14 protein-coding genes and 1 tRNA gene are annotated in these 19,318 nt (G+C 46.2%); 7 read left to right on the plus strand and 8 right to left on the minus strand.

What is annotated here, in order from left to right:
- The first annotated feature begins 56 nt into the window (after positions 1-56).
- The gene (locus tag EQU50_RS04270) at positions 57-3,227 is read left to right on the plus strand and encodes a beta strand repeat-containing protein (RefSeq protein WP_130153909.1); all 3,171 of its coding nucleotides are present in this window, start codon (positions 57-59) and stop codon (positions 3,225-3,227) included.
- A gap of 52 nt (positions 3,228-3,279) precedes the next feature.
- Here EQU50_RS04270 and rimM read toward each other — a convergent pair whose 3' ends face one another.
- From rimM to EQU50_RS04290, 4 genes are all read right to left on the minus strand, one after another.
- Complete coding sequence (rimM, locus tag EQU50_RS04275) at positions 3,280-3,798, minus strand: ribosome maturation factor RimM (protein WP_130153910.1); 519 nt, start codon at positions 3,796-3,798, stop codon at positions 3,280-3,282.
- 8 nt (positions 3,799-3,806) lie between these two features.
- Positions 3,807-4,175 (minus strand): 30S ribosomal protein S16, encoded by a 369-nt coding sequence (gene rpsP / locus EQU50_RS08645; protein ID WP_130153911.1) that lies wholly within the window; start codon positions 4,173-4,175, stop codon positions 3,807-3,809.
- Positions 4,176-4,210: 35 nt separating this feature from the next.
- Positions 4,211-5,563 (minus strand): signal recognition particle protein, encoded by a 1,353-nt coding sequence (gene ffh / locus EQU50_RS04285; RefSeq protein ID WP_130153912.1) that lies wholly within the window; start codon positions 5,561-5,563, stop codon positions 4,211-4,213.
- Between the two features lie 70 nt (positions 5,564-5,633).
- Positions 5,634-5,924: a hypothetical protein gene (locus EQU50_RS04290; RefSeq protein WP_130153913.1), complete on the minus strand. Its 291-nt coding sequence runs from the start codon at positions 5,922-5,924 to the stop codon at positions 5,634-5,636.
- Positions 5,925-6,124: 200 nt separating this feature from the next.
- Here EQU50_RS04290 and EQU50_RS04295 point away from each other — a divergent pair, with 200 nt between their 5' ends.
- Entirely contained in the window at positions 6,125-6,904 is a 780-nt protein-coding gene (locus EQU50_RS04295) for a class II aldolase/adducin family protein (RefSeq protein WP_130153914.1), read from the plus strand.
- On the opposite strand, the gene lnt is transcribed toward EQU50_RS04295, so the two are convergent.
- The 3 genes from lnt to EQU50_RS04310 all read right to left on the minus strand — a co-directional run bounded on the left by lnt (position 6,857) and on the right by EQU50_RS04310 (position 10,119).
- Positions 6,857-8,404 (minus strand): apolipoprotein N-acyltransferase, encoded by a 1,548-nt coding sequence (lnt, locus tag EQU50_RS04300; RefSeq protein ID WP_130153915.1) that lies wholly within the window; start codon positions 8,402-8,404, stop codon positions 6,857-6,859. The genes EQU50_RS04295 and lnt overlap by 48 nt on opposite strands.
- A gap of 64 nt (positions 8,405-8,468) precedes the next feature.
- Positions 8,469-9,092: a LolA family protein gene (locus EQU50_RS04305; RefSeq protein ID WP_130153916.1), complete on the minus strand. Its 624-nt coding sequence runs from the start codon at positions 9,090-9,092 to the stop codon at positions 8,469-8,471.
- A gap of 388 nt (positions 9,093-9,480) precedes the next feature.
- Positions 9,481-10,119 carry a tetratricopeptide repeat protein gene (locus EQU50_RS04310; RefSeq protein ID WP_130153917.1) on the minus strand — a complete coding sequence of 213 codons (639 nt, stop codon included), beginning with the start codon at positions 10,117-10,119 and terminating at the stop codon, positions 9,481-9,483.
- Positions 10,120-10,550: 431 nt separating this feature from the next.
- Here EQU50_RS04310 and mutS point away from each other — a divergent pair, with 431 nt between their 5' ends.
- The 4 genes from mutS (at position 10,551) to EQU50_RS04330 (ending at position 15,380) form a co-directional block, all read left to right on the plus strand.
- Entirely contained in the window at positions 10,551-13,127 is a 2,577-nt protein-coding gene (gene mutS, locus EQU50_RS04315; RefSeq protein WP_130153918.1) for a DNA mismatch repair protein MutS, read from the plus strand.
- A 48-nt stretch (positions 13,128-13,175) separates the two neighbouring features.
- Positions 13,176-13,251 (plus strand) — tRNA-Ala (locus tag EQU50_RS04320).
- Between the two features lie 6 nt (positions 13,252-13,257).
- Positions 13,258-13,590, plus strand: coding sequence for a frataxin domain-containing protein (locus EQU50_RS04325; protein ID WP_130153919.1), 333 nt, complete (start codon positions 13,258-13,260; stop codon positions 13,588-13,590).
- Positions 13,581-15,380 carry an ABC transporter transmembrane domain-containing protein gene (locus EQU50_RS04330; RefSeq protein WP_130153920.1) on the plus strand — a complete coding sequence of 600 codons (1,800 nt, stop codon included), beginning with the start codon at positions 13,581-13,583 and terminating at the stop codon, positions 15,378-15,380. The genes EQU50_RS04325 and EQU50_RS04330 overlap by 10 nt, the downstream gene beginning before the upstream one ends.
- A 115-nt stretch (positions 15,381-15,495) precedes the next feature.
- Here the strand turns inward: EQU50_RS04330 and EQU50_RS04335 are convergent, their stop codons facing one another.
- The gene (locus EQU50_RS04335; protein WP_130153921.1) at positions 15,496-16,449 is read right to left on the minus strand and encodes a hypothetical protein; all 954 of its coding nucleotides are present in this window, start codon (positions 16,447-16,449) and stop codon (positions 15,496-15,498) included.
- A gap of 369 nt (positions 16,450-16,818) precedes the next feature.
- Here EQU50_RS04335 and topA point away from each other — a divergent pair, with 369 nt between their 5' ends.
- Complete coding sequence (gene topA / locus EQU50_RS04340; RefSeq protein ID WP_130153922.1) at positions 16,819-19,293, plus strand: type I DNA topoisomerase; 2,475 nt, start codon at positions 16,819-16,821, stop codon at positions 19,291-19,293.
- Positions 19,294-19,318: the final 25 nt, after the last annotated feature.

Here is a 19,318-nt window from a genome sequence, read left to right on the forward strand (position 1 = left end):
TTAATTATTATTTTGTAATATTTAAATACGAAATATCTTATTTGGAATTGTGTATAATGCGTTTTTCATTTGTTTATATGGGTCTTTATGCGGGCATGGGGGTCTTTTCGTCGGTTTGTGTCGGTACTGTATCTTTGCAAGGAGACACTAGAACAAGTAATCCTTATCCAACCATTAGTGCTGCTATTTTGGCGGCTCCCAGTGCCACAGACCCTAATATAACCCTAACATCTGCGAATGATTCAGAAACAGCAACTTCTAATCTCTCCGATTTCCTTACGGTTGGCATTACAGGTATGGCAACAGGAACAACCATCAGCCCTTCTCCTGCGGGTTCAATCTTTCCTCTCTTTACGCGCACCTTTACCTCTGCCTCTGGCTCACTCACGATTTCCAATCTGATCATATCTGGGTTTAAATCCAATTCTTCTGGTGGGGCCATTGCGGTAACCAATAATGTGGGGAGCGGGAAAATCATCGCCTTGACTGACACCCGATTTATAGGGAACTCGACCCCCTCTGGTACACCCGGTGGGGCAGTATATCTTGACGGGACTACAACCCTTAACTATGGGGTCAGTGGCGTAAAAACGATTACACTGAATCCAGCAGCAACATCACCAACATTGGGTGACAATGATATCGCTTGCTCTAGCGGGAATCTCTTCACAAAACTAGGGTCTGGAGAGTTGGTGCTGAATACCAATAACGCTAATTGGTTGGGAAGCACAAACATCAACGAGGGTGCGTTCATTGTTGGTGACAGTGTTGCTCGCCAGGGCGCCATTTGGGGAGCCACCACATTTGGGGCCTTTACCGTGGGTACTGGTAGCTCTAAAGCCACTTTGGGAGGATACGGCACCGTTAACGCCAGCAGTCTAACCTTTGGTGCAAACAGCATTTGGCGTATATTGGTCGGAGGAAGCGCCGGATCACATGGAACATTATATGTGGGAAGTGGCGGTCTGACCCTTACACCCGGTATGCAGGTTCAGATTGATAAAACTGGCACAACCTCTTTTCCTGATAAATACACTATTGCAACCTGTGGTAGTGGACTAAGAGGTGCCGGCAACACCCCTTTTGCCAACATGCTAGCTGCTCTCAATGCGCAACTAACGGGTTATAACCTCTCACTATCAACGAACGGACAGAATCTTCTCCTTCAGCAAAATACTGTGACGTTGCAGGATCCTACTCTTGCAAATGGTTTGGGCACTTCTTATGCAAATATTTACTCTGCTCTTGCAGCAGCTGATAGGGCATCTGCCCCAATCTTATTCCCCCGTGCGAACGTTCATACAGAGTCAGTAAGCAGTGATCCAAGTCTTTTCACCGGGGTTACTATTACCAGTAGTGAGCTAGGCGGAACGACGATCAGCCCTGCGACTTTAGGGGCTTTTGCACTTTTTGATAGCAGCGCCAGCGCTGATTCAACTGCTCAGAACCTTACCCTTTCCAACGTTACAGTGCAGGGTTTTAAGGCAGTTGGTACTTCTAAGAGTGGTTATGCGACAGGTGGAGGTGCCATTACTACGACCAGTGATGATTCTTACGTTTCCACTAAGACTGTAAATTTGATCGCATCTGGCCCCGTCAACTTTTCAAGAAATGATGCATCTCCAGTTAACGTAGGGGGAGGAGCCATTTTTGCTAATATTGTGACTATTTCTGGTTCTGCAAATAGATCAGTAACCTTTACGGATAATCAGGCAGCCCATGGGGGAGCCATTTGCACGCGTCGTGCTAATGCCACAGCCGATCCTGACACAGCTGGCACTGTAAATTTGAACACGTCTGGCTCAAATTTTGTCCCTGTGACCTTTAATGGGAATAAAGCTATTGATAGTGCTGAGATAGGTGGTGGTGCAATTTGTACGGGCAGCTTAAATGCTGGCGGTACCAGCCCACTAACCTTTTCCGGGAATACCGCTGCTAGCAGGGGTGGGGCTGTTTATACTGTTGTTGGTGTGATTATTTCCTGCCCAACAACCTTTAAAGACAATAATGTTCCTCATTTATATGGCGTTTATACTTATGGCGGGGCGATTTTCAGCGCAGGAAATGTGTCTTTGACCGACACCCAATTTATAAATAATTCCGCTGCAACAGGTGGAGGGGCCGTGTTTATGAACGGTCAGGAGGAGAGTACGGCCACATTCACCTACACGGTTACCAATAGTAAGATAATTACGCTGAATCCACCAATGTCTGACCTGTCATTTCCAGCGATTGACCACGACACCATCGCCTGTAGTAGTACAGATGCCCACTTCGTAAAAGAAGGGACTGGAACGTTGATCTTGAATACGAACAATATCGATTGGAAAGGAAACACGACGGTCAAGGCGGGGGCGATGATCGTGGGGGGCACAAGTGCTAATGTTGCTTTTTGGGGGACAACGGACGGTACGATCATCGTAAAAGGGGGTGCTATCTTTGGTGGTTACGGCTACATCAACGCCAAGACTGTGACTTTTGAAGCCAACAGCATCTGGTGGTTAGTTCCAACCGATAGTGATAAAGGACTTCAGATGCCGGGAACCAGTGGCAGTCTGACCCTTAACCCAAGCATGAAGGTTCAGCTGGGTGCATTCCCTTATCCTTTTGCAAATTCTGGCTATACCGTGGCAAAATATGGCAAACTCAGGGACAGCAATGGCGATACTGCTCCCGCAGACAGCGAAACGGTATTGGCCCCCCTTAACGATCAGTTGGTGACGTATGGTCTTCAGCTTAAACAAAATACAATAAACGGATCACCAGCCACACCATATTATTCTCTTATCCTGCAGCAAGTGGCTACACGGCTTTATCTTGGCTCCCCACCTGTCCAAAACGTGTTGGTGACCTTTGATGCGCCGGGCGGGAAGATTACGCGGTATGGACAAGGTTTGGTGGTGTGGTATGGCATGCCCGGTACGGATGGCAATTTTTTTGGGGGAGCGTTATCTTGCGTCGCCCTAAATAACCGGGCGAAAATGGTCCGTTCAACGGATGGCAGCGCCAGCAGCAGCAACACCGTTACGCCTTGGTCCTGGACGGGCTCTGCAGCCCTGCCGATCGGGAAGACTTACGCCTGGCAGTTATGGAAAAGCAAATATGGTGAAACTCCGACATATTCGATATCACCCGCCACCAATTGGATAGCCCAAGGCCAGCTGTCCCTTACGGACTCTAGCGTTTTAAGCTTAACGTACCAGATCACTCCGGGAGAAAAATCATAAGAAACGCTACATAAAACAAAGGGATCCAGGAAAAAACTGTATCCCTGCCTTGTTAATGCAGCAAAAAAGACCGATTAATGTGAAGTGTGCGGGCCTCTTGATCAACACTTAAAACGGCTTCTTTGTTAAAAGGTAACGTATAAACGTTTTTCTGGTCATCTATGATGTCCAAAAAATCGCCAGCCCCGTAATTTTCAACGGCACGGATAGTGCCAACCAATTGACCCTGTTCATCCACGACCTGCATGTCTATTAAATCACGATAATAAAATTCGTCCTCTTCAGGGTGTGGTAGCTGGTCGCGATGCACGTACAATTTTGTCCCCACCAAGGATTCTGAGGCGTTACGATCAACGCATCCCTTAACACTGGCAATGACAAGACTTTGCGATCTTACCTGTATTATTTTTAAAGCTACAATCGAACCTGAGAAGGTCCTTAAAGGGCCATAGGCCGTTAAATCATCTGGACTTTCGGTTAAGGTTTTAACCCTCACCCAGCCTTTAAGACTCTGGGGGCCGACGATCTCACCCAGGCATATGAAAGCCTGGGGGGATGTATTATCTGTCACAGAAAAAACTAACCTTCTGCTTGCGCTGCTGCCGCTGCTTTTTCTTGTTCAGCCTTTATGCGTGCTTGCGCCTTCTTCTTAGGGGCAGCCTGTTTCGGGTTGTTTTTTACAGCAGCCGCATTTGGTGCGACCAAGTCAGTGCCTTTAAAAAACTTAACAACGCGATCTGTCGGTTGTGCGCCAACAGACATCCAATATTTTACGCGTTCCGTATTTAAAACGACTCTGTCAGCATGGTCAGATGCCAAAATCGGATTGTAGGAACCAACGCGCTCTACAAAACGACCATCCCTTGGACAGGTGGCTTCTGCCACAACAATACGATAAAAAGGCCGTTTTTTTGACCCACCCCGTGCTAAACGAATTTTCAATGCCATGTGTTTTCTAACTCCTTAATTGTTTTCATTATTCCTTAAGACCGTCCCAAAAGACCCCTTAACCCTTGACGCATAAATCCTTTTTGCCCCAATTTGCCCATCTGTTTCATCATCGTTTGCATCTGTTGAAACTGCTTTAAAAGACGATTAATATCCGAAACGTTCTGACCACAACCCAGTGCCACCCTGCGCTTGCGGGATGCATTTAAAAGGCGGTAATCCCGTCGTTCCTTAACCGTCATAGATCTTACAATGGCAATTTGCCGATGAATAAGTCGGTCGTCCACGCCGGCTTCTTGCATTTTGTCTTTTATCTTACCCACACCGGGCAAAAAACTCATCAAGCCGGACAAACCACCCATCTTCATCATTTGTTCTAAGTGCTTAGCCATATCATCCAAATCAAAATGCCCTTTTTGCATCTTTTTTGCAAGTTTTTCAGCATCTTCTTCGTTAACGAATTCAGTTGCCCGTTCTACCAGGCTGACAATGTCGCCCATATCCAAGATGCGGCCGGCGATTCTGTCGGGTTGAAAAACCTCTAATTCGTTGGTTTTCTCACCAACGCCCAAGAATTTAATAGGGCACCCTGTGACGGCTCGCATGGACAGGGCGGCGCCACCACGACTGTCACCATCAACACGGGTTAAAATTAATCCGGTCAAGCCAACTTGATTTTGAAACTGGGTGGCAATGGTCACAGCATCTTGGCCGGTCATGGCATCGGCTACCAAAAGCGTCTCTAAGGGCTGGATCATTTTTTTCAGACTGACGACTTCGTTCATCAGGGTTTCGTCGATGTGTAAACGCCCAGCGGTGTCAAACAAGATAACATCGACGCCCTGACGTTTCGCCTCTTGCAATGCTCGTTCAGCAATTTGCAAAGGTTTCTGGCCTTCTATAATCGCCAGACTTGGTATTTGCAGCTGCTTGCCCAAAACTTCCAATTGATGCTGGGCGGCGGGGCGATAGACGTCCAAAGAAACCAATAAAACCTTTTTGTTCAACTTCTCGGTCAAGTGCCGTGCTAATTTGCCTGTGGTCGTTGTTTTCCCAGACCCCTGCAGCCCAACAAGTAAATAGGCAAACGGCGATGCGGCGGCCAGGTTCAAAGGCTCAGCCGTTGTGCCCAGCATCTCAACCAAAAAGTCGTGAACGATTTTAACAACCATCTGGCCGGGTGCGATACTGCGCACAACCTCTTGCCCTACAGCTCTCTCACGAACCTGTTCAATGAACTGTTTGACGACTGGCAAGGCTACATCAGCCTCTAAAAGGGCGATGCGTATTTCGCGCAAGGCTGCGTTCACATCATCTTCGCTTAAAAATCCACGACCGCGCAGTTTCTCAAAAACCGCTGATAAACGCTGCGATAGAGTTTGAAACACAAGAAAAACCTTTTTTAACAATTGTGTTCTTACCTATATCACTTATCGTTGAACAGGTCTGCCCCTCTTGTTAAAAAATACCACAAACCCGTTTTTTTTGGGGAACCGACGGAGATGCGCTGACAGCTGCCATTGCTAAAGCTGTGGGGACGAAAAATTTAATGATAACATCCAAGACATCTGGTTCGTGTTTATAATTACCCCTGGCCTGTTCATAAGATATATAGTCTTGCCTGGTTCGGAACCTTGGCTCTCCGTCAGGTGAGCGGTACCATACACTGGCGTAGGACTGATTCAAAGAAAGCCCCAAAATGACACATAATCCCAAAGTGGCACAAACACATTTTGATTTAATATTCATTTTCACCTCCCAATTAATTACAAATACGTAATATAAGGTCAAATTTGAATATATGTTTTTTAGTTAACAATAAGTTAACAGGGCTGAAAGAAGTTGCAAAAAATAATTATAAAATTTATATAAAATTAACTATTTATTAACGTTTCCTTTGCCAAACTGTAAACCAGTAACAGCTTCAAATTTTGAAAGGCAAAGTTTTGATGGGTACGTATCATGGTTTTTCTACTGCTGAATGGGAAATGCGTCAAGAGCTGGCAGCAGCCTATCAATTGGCGTCTTTGTTGGAATGGACGGATTTAATTTACACTCATATTTCTCTGCGTGTTCCAGGCGAAGCGGATGCTTTTTTAATTAACCCCTTTGGTCTGCATTTTCATGAAGTGACCCCAGAAAATCTTATCAAGATTTCTGTAACAGGCGAAATACTCAGCGAAACCGCCTATACAGTGAACAGAGCCGGTCTTGTCGTGCACAGTGCCATTCATGCAGCAAAGCCAGAAGTTCAGGCGATTGTTCACCTGCATACGGTTAACGGAATGGCCATCGCAGCCATAGAAGAAGGGCTTTTGCCCATCAGTCAGCATGCCTGTCATTTTTATGGAAGAATTGCGTACCATGACTATCAGGGGATTGCCATTCATGATGAAGAAAAGCAACAATTGGTCGAAAACCTTGGCAATAAAAACATTATGATTCTTCGTAATCACGGATTTTTGACAGCTGGCCAGTCCTTGGCCGAAGCGTTCACAACCATGTATACCCTTGAGAAAGCCGCCCAGGTGCAGATTTCAGCCTTATCCATGGGACTAAAGCTATCGATACCGTCGCACGAAGTTTGCCAAAAAGTGGTCCATGAAACGGGGATGCATAACATTAAAAATGCCGATATTGAATGGCAAGCCTTAAAAAGGCTATTACCTTATCAAAGGCTTTCAGAAGAGGCTTTTGAAAGAACGACGTCGATGAGGATTGCATCCTAAAAAAGGCACACACAAACCGACAAGGATCATAAGGATGAAAGGGATTTCACGCCACTGGCTGTAAAAAGTTGGGTTTACAAGGGCCTTTGGTAATGCGAAATCAATATAGCCAATTTGATTAAGTTCTAGGCGTTGCAAAACTCTGCCACAAGGGTCAACAACTGCAGAGACCCCATTATTCGCCGCCCTTATCAAAGGTACTCCGTGTTCAATGGCTCGGACCCGCACAATTGCCAGATGCTGATAGGGGCCAAAACTTTGTCCAAACCACGTATCATTCGTTAAGCTTAACAGCCATTGCGCCTTGAAACGGGGTCCCAACACCAACTGGGGGAAAATTCCTTCATAACAGATCAACGGCTGAAAGGGGGGCAGATGGGCAGAGCTTAAAACCCTTAGTTGCGCGCCGCCCTGATAGTCAAATGCGCCATGGGTTAACTTTTCAATGCCTATTAGGCTTTTAAATGGCGCATATTCACCAAAAGGGGTCAAATGGTATTTGTCATAACTGTCCGTAATGATGCCTTGATCATCAAGAATGTACAGGCAATTATAAACGACAGGGGTGTCATTTGGTTCATAAATGACCCGAATGCCGCCGGTGATAAGGACCCCATCCTTCGAAATAGACGTTTTCAAACCATCGATTAAAGAAGGATTTTGATTTAAAGGAATGGTAACCGCCGCCTCTGGCCAAATAACAGCCTTTAGGGGCCGTTCAGCCGCCAGCTGAGAAAGACTTTGATAAAGCAAAAGGTTCTTTACCCGTTCCTGAGGCAACCATTTCATTCGCTGAGGAATGGATGCTTGGACTAGGCGAAGATTGATATCTTCATGCTCAAGGGTCGGCGTGTGGGTCAGACGATAATGTCCGCCCACCCATAACCCAGCCATAACGAAAACCATGCTGAGAGTCATTTTTAAAGATCGACTATACAAAGCAGACGCCGCCAAAACTGTCAGGAACGACAATCCATAAACACCAATCCAGGCCGTTGATTGCAGCATGGTGAGCGTCCAGGTATAGCCCATTAAATTCCAAGGAAAGCCTGTAAATAAATAGCTTCGAAGCCATTCCATTAAGGCCCAAAGGGCTGAAAACAACCACACCTTTTGAAGAGGGGGACAAGACCAAAGCGCTGTCAAGAAACAAACAAGTCCTGGGAAAATAGCCATTAAGCCGGCTAATCCGACTACAGCCAAGGGGCCAAAATAAGTTAGATTGGCCGTTTCAAAGGCGAAATAAATCCAATACAATCCCCCAGAAAAATGCCCCCAACCGAACATCCAACCCATTAAAAAGGTTTGTTTGATGGTCTTGTTTTCCAGGACGGTTAATAGGCCCAAGAAACAAGGGATCAGTATAAAAAACAGGTGCAAGGGGGCGAATGCGAGACTGGCGGCGGCGCCTAAGACAAAAGACAAGCTATAAGGGTAACGGCTCAGCCATTTCCGCAAGAATTGTTGTGCTTGGATGAGGTTTGGTTCTAGATCAATCATGGCCCATGGATACTATATTTCCCCGGTGACAGCCAAGCGAAAAAGGTTGGGGCCCCCGAGCATTTTACGTTTTCAAGGGGGACACGTCAAACAAGCTGTCGGGGATATGTCCTGGATCGTTCAGCGAGATTGTTTCAGGCACAAATTGCACCAACGTTTCATTCCCCTGGGGATCTTTCACAACCCATTGCTGCAACCCTTTGACGTTGCCGTTTGCATAAATACTGAAATAGAGGGTCAAGGACTGGCCCGTTGCGTCCCCTTTTGGCGTCATGACAACTTCAATAAACTCGGCCGTTTGAACGACCTTTTCTACGGTCACATCCCTCTTCAGGTCAATTTTGGGCTTTAAGATAAAGGCAGCGGGGGTGTAGTCAAGATTGTAACGACTTTCGCTGTTGTCATTCAGGTCATAAACCACAAGCTCGTCCTTGTTAGCAATCAGTGTCTGTCCGACCTCGCATTCATAATCTAAGCGCATCTTTCCATTGGCTTTAGCATCCCGCTTCAGCCAAATTTTTCCACTGACTTGGCTTTTGTCAGAGTTGGTTTGGACAAACTCCGCTACCAACGATTTAATGCCGTTCAAAAAACTCTGAACTTTCAGAGCCAGAATTGGTGCGGGATTCTGCTCTGCTGCGCAGGGAATCACTAAAAACAATAGAATGATTAAGACGTTTCTTTTCATTTCACTTCCAAGGTGTTAACTGTACCGCTCTCAATTAATTTGGCGAGTTTTTCTGTTTGATTTTTTGCGCATAAGCTTCGGCTCAAAATCCTTCCATAGCTGGCTATGTGTGGATCTTTCGCCTGGTTTCTGCACAAAGACTCTACCATAAAATTCCCGCAAAATCATCTGAAAGTGGTATAAGATTTGTCATCATACTTAGCACAGGAATGATCCTGTGGTATTGAATAAGTCTAGACAGATGTAAGATGTTTGGGGGCGAGGGCACTAATTAAAAAAGTGCTGTGAGCTATGCCCCTTTTCAAACGAGAAAAAGGCCTTGAGAATAGGAATTGATGAACCCTAAACTCAGAGGCCTTTTCATGCGTGCGCCAAGAAGTGCGAAAGATCAGATAACTTTCTTTGTTCCTACAATCATCAGCTTTGTTTTTACAGTTCCCAAGTTAATGAGTCCCATCTCGTTCTCCACCCAAATAATGTCGGCGGTTATTGTTCCTGTGTTGTCGAACAGTTCCTCACTATATATGCTTGGCAAACTCATACTTCCAGCATTTTTAAAAGATTCAGTCTGAAAATTAAAACTCAAAGATTCTGTTTCTAAAGGCAAGAGATAACCATTTAAGTCACAAATCGCAAGGAAACGTTCCTCAATCTTTGACTCAATCTCTTTGGCTATAATCATGCGCCATAAAGTACGCTGAGATGGCATAGACTTTAATTCTGCTGCTGCTTTAAATTGTGCGGCAGCCCCTTTGTAATCCTTTTCTTTGTAAAGAATTACACCAACATTATGCATCGCATTGGCATGTTTATGACCAGACAAGGTAACCACTTTCTGAAAGCATTCCTTCGCCTCAGAAAGGTTTGCAGCATTCCGTAAAGCAATTCCCTTCTCGTAGAGTGCGTCAACACCATCCGTCATATCAGATCCAAATGTCACAGAAGTCATTACGGACAAAAGGCCACAGAAAGATGCAATAAATAACTTCTTCATGTGATTCTTCCTCTTGATTGTTGGATTTTTCATTTATATTTCCCCTTGTTTTTGTGATTTTGGGGCTCTGTGTTTCTTCACTCTAAGCCTATCGTTGAGATTTTAGCAAAAATTTTATATAATTCAAGCGCATAGTTGTCCAGCTCAAAAACTTCCATCCCTTCTGACGCCAGCAATTCTTAAGAATTTATAGAGAGGTACATACCACTTTTAAATGATTTTGCGAGTTTTTCTGTTTGATTTTTTGCGCATAAGCTTCGGCTCAAAATCCTTATGTAGCTGGCTATGCGCGGATCTTTCGCCTGGTTTCTGCGCAAAAACTCTGCCATAAAATTCCCGCAAAATCATTTGAAAGTGGTACAGTTTCCATAAGGAAAATTTTCTGCAGCTTTTAGTAAAGAAGAACCCTGGGAAATCATTTGAATGGGGTATATTGTAGCATAAAAACTGTCCTGGAAAATTGCATGTCTTCTTCTGAATCACCAACACCTATGATGCAACAGTACTGGCGGGTCAAGGAACAACATCCAGATTCCTTGTTATTTTATCGCATGGGCGACTTTTACGAGTTATTTTATGATGATGCGGTAACAGCCGCGGCGGATCTGGATATTGCGCTTACCAAACGGGGAAAAACCGATGGGCAAGATATTCCCATGTGTGGCGTGCCGGTCCATTCACACGAGGTGTATTTGGCCAAGCTTATTCAAAAGGGGCATAAAGTTGCCATTTGCGAACAATTGGAAAGCCCCCAGGCTGCGAAAGAACGGGGCGCTAAGGGGCCGCTTCGGCGGGATGTGGTGCGAATTGTCACCAGCGGAACGTTAACGGAAGATGGTCTTTTACCCACCAAAACCTATAATTTTCTGATTGCCCTTTCGCCTGTTCACAAAAACACCGTCGGCGTGGCGGCCGTTGATTTATCCACCGGTTACTTCACGGTGGAAAGTACAAATCCTAAAAATCTGGCCACGGTCTTGGCACGCCTTGAGCCGGCCGAGATTGTGCTGCCTGATTCCCTGTTGCAGCACCCTGATTTGTTTGAAACCTTTGGCCTTTGGAAAAAGAAGCTGAGTCCTTTGCCGCTGGCACGTTTTGATTTGGAAAATGCCCGTCACCGTTTGGAAAAGCTTTATGCGGTGAAAACGTTGCAGGCGTTTGGTGATTTAAACCCCAGCGAATGGCAGGCGGCCGGAGCCGTGGTTGATTACCTGCACATTACCCAAAAACAAACGTTAACCCATATTCAACCCCCGCGCCTAATTTTGGACCAAAGCTTTTTGGTGATTGATACGGCCACCCGTCGCAGTTTGGAATTAACCCGCACCCAAAATGGTGATTATAAGGGCAGCCTGCTGGACTGCATCAATCGCACGGTGACTGCGGCCGGTTCGCGCCTGTTGGCGCAACAGTTAAGCTCGCCTTTGCTGGATGTGGATGCCATCAACCAACGTCTTGATCAAGTGGCGTTTTTTATGGATCATGCTGATTTACGGCATCAAGTTCGCGATTTGTTAAAACAATGCCCAGATGCGGAACGGGCGTTAACACGCCTTTCCATGGGGCGGGGTGGTCCGCGCGATTTAGGGGCGCTGAGGCAAACGGTGCGACAAGCTTTGACTTTGGAAAGCTTTTGGCAAGGGGATCATCCTTTTAAAATGTGGGTGCAGGCTTTAGGTGGGCATGCAGATATTTATGACTTACTTCGTCAGGCTTTAAGCGATGAATTGCCTCTGTTGGCCCGCGATGGAGGGTTTACGGCGCCAGGCTACAACCAGCAACTGGATCATTTTCGCCAATTGCGCGACAACAGCCGTCAGTTAGTTCAAAACCTTCAACAGCAATATATTCAAAATACAGGCATTGCGACCCTTAAGATTCGTCACAATCATGTGCTGGGGTATCACATCGACATTAGTCCCAGCCACGCGCCCAAGGTGCCACAGGATTTTATTCATCGGCAATCATTGGCCTCAAGCCTGCGGTATACAACCGTGGAGCTGAACGAGTTGGAAAAGGCCATTGAGTCGGCGGCCAGTCAGGCCGTGACCTTGGAGTTATCTTTGTTTGAGCAACTTGTGCAGGCCATCCAATCGCATCATCAACCCCTGCTGGCGTTGGCCAATGCTTTGGCGGGGTTCGATGGGGCATGCAGTTTGGCAGAGGTCGCCAGCCAGCGGAGTTACACGCGTCCCATCCTTGACAAATCTCTGACATTCAAACTGACCCAGGCCCGTCACCCAGTTGTTGAACAAGCATTGCAGGATAATACATTCGTTGCCAATGATACCCATTTCCATGATAAGCGGCGGCTTTTTCTGATAACGGGGCCGAACATGGCGGGGAAAAGCACGTATTTGCGCCAAAATGCGTTGGTGGCGATTTTGGCTCAGATGGGTTCTTTTGTGCCAGCCCAAGCGGCTCATATAGGGGTTGTTGATCGGATCTTTAGCCGCGTTGGGGCCGCCGATGACTTGGCAGCAGGGCAAAGTACGTTCATGGTTGAGATGGTCGAAACCGCCACGATTTTGCATCAGGCGACAGCGCGTTCATTGGTGATTTTAGATGAAATCGGGCGGGGAACTGCCACCTATGACGGATTGGCAATTGCTTGGGCCGTGACCGAGGCGTTGTACCACCAAAACCAGTCGCGCACATTATTTGCCACCCATTATCATGAATTAACTCGCCTGACGGAAACGCTGCCCAACTTGGACTGTCTAACCATGCGCATTCAAGAAGACCAGGGTCGGGTTGTGTTTTTGCATCAGGTGATCAGTGGCTGCGCCGATAAGTCGTATGGGGTGCATGTGGCGGCCCTGGCTGGCCTACCAGCCAACGTTGTAACTCGTGCTCAGCAATTGTTGGAAACTTTTGAAAGCCAGCCGCAGCCTGCCCAGCGCCAACTAACTATTCCTTTATCTAAGCCCGTTGTTCCTGTTTCAAAGGTGGAGCAGGAACTTAAGGCGCTGGACCTTGATAGTCTAACCCCCCGAGAGGCGTTGGATGTGTTATATCGGCTGAGGCAGGGGGGTGATTAAGAAAAAGCTTGAGGAAAAAGCTTATTTGGGATTAAATGATTTCTATTAGGGGCCGTAGCTCAGTTGGGAGAGCGCTACAATGGCATTGTAGAGGTCAGGGGTTCGATTCCCCTCGGCTCCACCACATCTTATGACAGAATTTGGTCGCATGACCCCGAAGAATGAAGCTGAAAAATTTCTGGCGTGCTTAGCAGACGTTTTGATGTCTTTTGAGGCTCTGGATGTGGATGAAATTTCAGAAGGCCTTTCGATTATCGTCCCTACCGGTCAGTACCTTTTGAATTACCATGGGGTTGCAAAACAGCTGTGGTTGTCATCGCCTTCGACAGGCGCCCACCATTTTGTTTATCAAGATTCAGGGTGGGTTTGCACCCGCACCCATCAGACTTTACTGACTGTACTGGACAACGAATTAGCTGCCTTTGGTTGTTCCCTTCAAGGGTTCCCATTGACGTGCAACTAGGCCCCCATAAGAACAGTTTCCAACAACTTGCTTTTTTAAAGCCTTACTTTTCGCCTTATCGCCGTCAAATCTTTCTAGCTCTACTGGCCTTAGCCCTAGCGGCCTTTCTGGTTTTGGCACTTGGCACTGGTGTGAGACATTTTATTGATCAGGGGTTTTTGAATCAACCCCATCAAAATTTATTAAGCCTGCTGTTGGTAGTATTTGTGCTGATTGGATTGCTGGCTTTGGCTAGTTTTGGCAGAACTTATTATGTAACTTGGCTGGGCGAAAGGGTTGCCGGTAATCTTCGCCAACATCTTTTTGAGCATCTTTTAAAATTAGAAATCAGCTTTTTTGAGAACACGCGAGCTGGCGAGTTGATATCGCGCTTAACAACCGATACTGGCCTGATTCAAATTCTGTTGGGAACATCAGCTGGCCTTGCCATTCGAAATACGATGATGTTCGTCGGCGGTTTGGGGATGATGGTCGTCACCTCAATATGGTTGACCTTTCTGTCTTTGTTGGTTGTTCCTTTGGTTATTCTTACCATCCGCATTTTTGGTCGTCGCGTTCGCCGTTTTTCCAAATTGGCCCAAGACCGGCTTGCCGATTTAGGGGGTTATATTGATGAATGCTTGAATAACATCCGCACAGTTCAGGCCTTTACCCATGAAGACCATGATAGAAAAGTTTTTCGCGACACTTCTCGAAAATTTTTTGTCGCTGCCGTCAAACGGACGCTAGCACGATCTCTTTTAGCATCCGTTGTGATTGTCGTTGTGTTTTTGGCGGTTGCTGGGGTTTTGTGGTTGGGGGCTACCAAAGTTTCAAAGAATGAAATGACCGTCGGCCAACTGTCAGCCTTTATCTTTTATGCTGTGGTGGTTGCCGGTTCAGCTGGATCGTTCAGTGAAATTTTGGGTGACTTGCATCGAGCCGCTGGGGCCGCTGAGCGGTTGTTGGAGTTGTTATCCATTCAGCCTGCTTTCCATGAGAAGTCTATTTCACGCACCTTGCCCAGCGTTTCAACTGGTACCGTTGCCATTCACGGCGTGTCGTTTTTTTATCCATCATACCCTGATCGACCTGTGTTAGGGCAGATAACAGTATCTGTGTCGCCTGGAGAGAAATTGGCCATTGTCGGGCCACCGGGTGCAGGCAAAAGCACCTTATTTTCATTGTTAATGCGCTTTTACGATCCCCAGTCGGGATCCATTCATTTTGACGGCGTGGATATTAAAGATGTCAATGTTCAAGCTTTAAGACACCGCATTGGATTGGTGGCGCAAGAACCGGTTTTATTTTCGGCCAGTATTTTTGACAACATTCTGTATGGGCGACCGAAAGCCACTGAAAAGGAAGTTTGGCAAGCAGCTGATTGTGTTCAATTAGAGGATTTTCTGACCACCTTGCCCCACGGCATTCATACCAAAGTCGGTACCAAGGGTATTCGTCTGTCAGGCGGGCAAAAACAACGAATCGTTATTGCACGGGCCATTTTACGAAACCCTAGTCTATTGTTGTTGGACGAGGCCACAAACGCTTTGGATACCCCCAGCGAACAGGCTGTTCAACAAGGCCTAAGCCATTTGATGTCAACCCGGACAACCCTTGTGATTGCGCACAGTCTGGGCACCGTTTTAAATGCTGACCGCATTGTTGTCATGGAAGGTGGCCGGGTTCGGGCCGTTGGCACCCATGCAGAGCTGATCGGCCAAGACGAACTGTATCGTCGCCTGGCCACCTTGCAATTTGCCGATGCCATGTCGTTGTTGGGCGGGAAAGCTCTGCCTGATGTTCTTTAATCTTTCCAGTACATAAGTCCTGAACCTGAACGTAATTATCACGCATACTCAAATCATTCTCGTATGGTCGATTACATGCCTGATCGCATTGTAAGTTAGAATCAGCTTTGATGATCTAGTGAATTAACTCGAATATTCCTAAATTCAGCATTCTAATTATATTGGGTCTACCCGCATTGTGGGATTCTTCCATACTGTATTTAAGATTTTTTTTCTCTTTAGTACAATTTTGAAGCTCAGCTAGAGACGACGTATACACATTTCTTTGTATAAAAAGATAGCCGCGAACAATTTTTATGGCCAAATCAGCAGCATATTCGACGTCAATACGGTGCATAAAGGCATTATGAGTCATCAATATCTCTTTGTTCTTTAACACAAACTCAATTTTGCCAGGTATACAAAGCCATATGAAAATCGCGTTTTTTAGACTTTCACCATTTTGTGCGTGGTATCCTTTGATATATTTGGTTTCAAGGTCTGGCGCTACGGTTTGCCTAACCTGATCCCAAAGAGCAAAATCGTTCGAGGTTGCAGATTCTGCACAACTAATCGCATTTTGCAGGGGGCCCTCGACTGGTTCAACAGATTGGCTTTGCAATTCATGGATTAATGCATTCGTTGCTTCGTTTGAAAAAACGCCGGTCTTTTTCGCTGCCTTTAGGCACCCCCGCTTCAAAGCGCATTGTTCCCCTATCTTCAACATATAATACCACAACACCTCCTTTGCCAAATCAAGCGTATAAAATTTATGATTAATCTTCAGATATTCTGTATGTTTTTGAAGAACTATTTCATTCTCTATAAGGGCATGTACTTTGTCTTTGGTACAAAGCGACAGAAGGACAGCGTTTTTCAGGGTTTTAACATTTTTTTCTTGGTAACCCTTGATAAAGCTTGGGTCAAGGTCCGGCAAATGGTTGCGCCTGATGTCGTCCCAAAAAACGAAATCATGAAAATTTTTTTCGGATGACAGACCAAGGGCGATGGCGTCTTTCAAAGACCCTCTTGCTGCACCAGGTTCTGTTTCCTCAATCATGTTATCTGGGGCTGCCGTTGAAGCCCTCACAATTTCCGCGCCAAGTAACAAAGAAAAAATGATGGGAAAGAATTGTCTGAACGCGTTACTCATAAAACCTGAAAAAATTAAAATCTCCAAACTTAAATGATGCGGTAAAAAAAGATCCCCATAAATGAAAAACTTTTACAGGTGCAGATAATGCTTTTTTTGTTTTGATAATCTTACATTTTGCTGTTAAAGAGTTTTTAACCATTTTTTACGATTCTGGCGATGAATTCCCTTATTAGTGGATAGGGAGAATCGAAAACATAAACATTTAAGATAGATTTATTAGATTTAACGTTATATGGTGCAGGCTAAGAAATGCGGATACGTGAAAAAGCTTAGCAAACGACAAAAGTTGTAAGGACGGATACTTTGAGCAAGAATATTGTGGTAGTGGAATCGCCAGCCAAAGCAAAAACGATTAACCGTTATTTAGGGAATGACTTTGTGGTACTTGCCAGTTACGGGCATGTCCGTGATTTGGCGGCTAAGAATGGATCTGTGAATCCTGACGATGGGTTTTCCATGACCTGGGAAACAAACGATCGATCTGAAAAACAACTAAAAGAGATCATTAAAGCCGTTAAAGGGGCTGACAACCTTTACCTAGCGACCGACCCTGACAGAGAGGGGGAGGCTATTTCCTGGCACGTTCAAAAAGTGCTTGAAGAGAGAAACGTTTTAAAAGGCACCACTGTTCAACGCATTGTCTTTAATGAAATCACCAAGTCGGCTGTTCAACAATCGCTAAAACAGCCACGTCAAGTTGATATGGCTTTGGTCGAGGCCTACCTAGCCCGCCGCGCCTTAGATTATTTAGTGGGTTTTACCCTATCACCGGTGTTGTGGCGTAAATTACCCGGATCACGATCTGCTGGACGCGTGCAATCGGTAGCTTTGCGGCTAATTGTTGAACGGGAACAAGAAATAGAGGCCTTTAAAAGCCAAGAATACTGGACAATCACCGCCGTTCTGTTGAACCCAAAAAACCAAGCTTTCCAGGCCCGCTTAACCCACCACCACGGGAAAAAACTGGATAAGTTTGATATTCCAACGCAAGACGTTGCTGACAAAATTGTTACGGCCATCAAACCAGAAGATTTAACAGTTATTGAGGTTGAGAAGAAGCAGGTTAAGCGTCACCCAGCGGCCCCCTTTATCACGTCCACCTTGCAGCAAGAGGCATCGCGTAAATTAGGGTTTGGCACCAGCCGCACCATGCAAATTGCCCAACGGTTATATGAAGGGGTAGACATCGCTGGCGAGACCACCGGTCTGATCACCTATATGCGTACCGACAGCGTCATTATGTCAAAAGATGCAATCGCAGAAGGCAGAGAGTTTTTGTTGAAGGCTTACGGCAAAGAATACGTGCCAGACCAACCCCGACAGTTTAAAAGCAAGGTTAAAAACGCGCAAGAGGCCCATGAAGCCATTCGCCCCACCTTATTGTCGCGCCGTCCCCAAGAAGTAGCCGCCTATTTGGATGATGCCCAATACAAGTTGTACGACCTTATTTGGAAGCGTACGCTGGCCTCACAAATGGAAAGCGCTGTCTTTGATCAAGTGGGCGTTGATGTGGCCAATGCTGCCAAAAAAACCATCTTTCGGGCAACCGGCTCAACTCAGGTTTTTGATGGATTCTTGAAGTTATATCAAGAAGGCGTGGATGATGAACCCGAGGCGCCAGAAGGGGACAGCTTGCTGCCTCCTTTGAACCAAAATGATAAAATTGAAAAACAATCGATTACGCCCAACCAGCATTTTACCCAGCCCCCGCCGCGTTTCTCGGAAGCCAGCTTGGTTAAAAAGTTGGAAGAACTGGGGATTGGCCGTCCCTCAACGTACGCGTCTCTGATTCAAGTGCTGCAAGACCGTGACTATGTGCGCCTGGAGAAAAAGCAATTTACACCTGAAGACCGTGGACGATTGGTAACTTCCTTCTTGGTTCACTTCTTTAAGAAATATGTGGAATACGATTTCACAGCCCATTTGGAAGAACAGCTGGATGAAATATCCGCTGGGCAACAATCGTGGCAGACGGTTATGTCGACCTTCTGGAAAGATTTTTATAAGACCGTCGAGGACACCCAACCCCTGCGTGTCACCGAAGTGATCGACAAATTAGAACAAGATCTCAGCCAGTATTTGTTTCAAGATTTACCCAAAGAACAACGCTTATGCCCCAGCTGTCACGAGGGCACCATCAGCTTGAAGTTGGGCAAGTTTGGGGCCTTCCTGGGTTGTTCCCGTTATCCGGATTGTAAGCATACAAAACCTTTGGGGAGCAGCAAGGATGAATCGCCAGAGGGTGGCTTTGAATCAAACGAGCCAAAACTTATTGGCGTTGACCCAGATACCAAAGAAAACATTTTGTTGAAAAAAGGTCCCTATGGCCCCTATTTAGAATGGGAAGGCAGCGACGTCGTTATTGCCGAGACAGCGCCAGAGGAAGAGACTGCACCAGAAGAAGAGGCAACGCCAAAAAAGGGAAAGAAAAAACCGGCTAAGAAGAAACCGGCCAAACCAAAACCCAAACGCGTGTCGATTCCCGCCGGCTTTGATAAGGATGGGATCACCCTTGAGATAGCGGTTAAATTAAAGGAACTTCCCAAACAAATCGGCCTGCACCCAGAAACATCAGAACTCCTGGTCTTAGGCATTGGGCGTTTTGGGCCTTATGTAAAACACGGTAGCTTATTTGCATCGATCCCCAAAAGTGAGAGCGTTCTTGACATAAGCTTTGAAAAAGCCTGCCAGCTGGTGGATGCAAAAGCAAAAAGGCCGGCAAAGGCCCGGCGGATCATTCCTGCCAAAAAAGTAACTCGGACTGCGGCGAAGAAGTAAGGCAGCTCGGAAAGTTCAGCGGAAG

The organism is Candidatus Finniella inopinata (assembly GCF_004210305.1).
Classification (GTDB): Bacteria; Pseudomonadota; Alphaproteobacteria; order Paracaedibacterales; family CAIULA01; genus Finniella; species Finniella inopinata_A.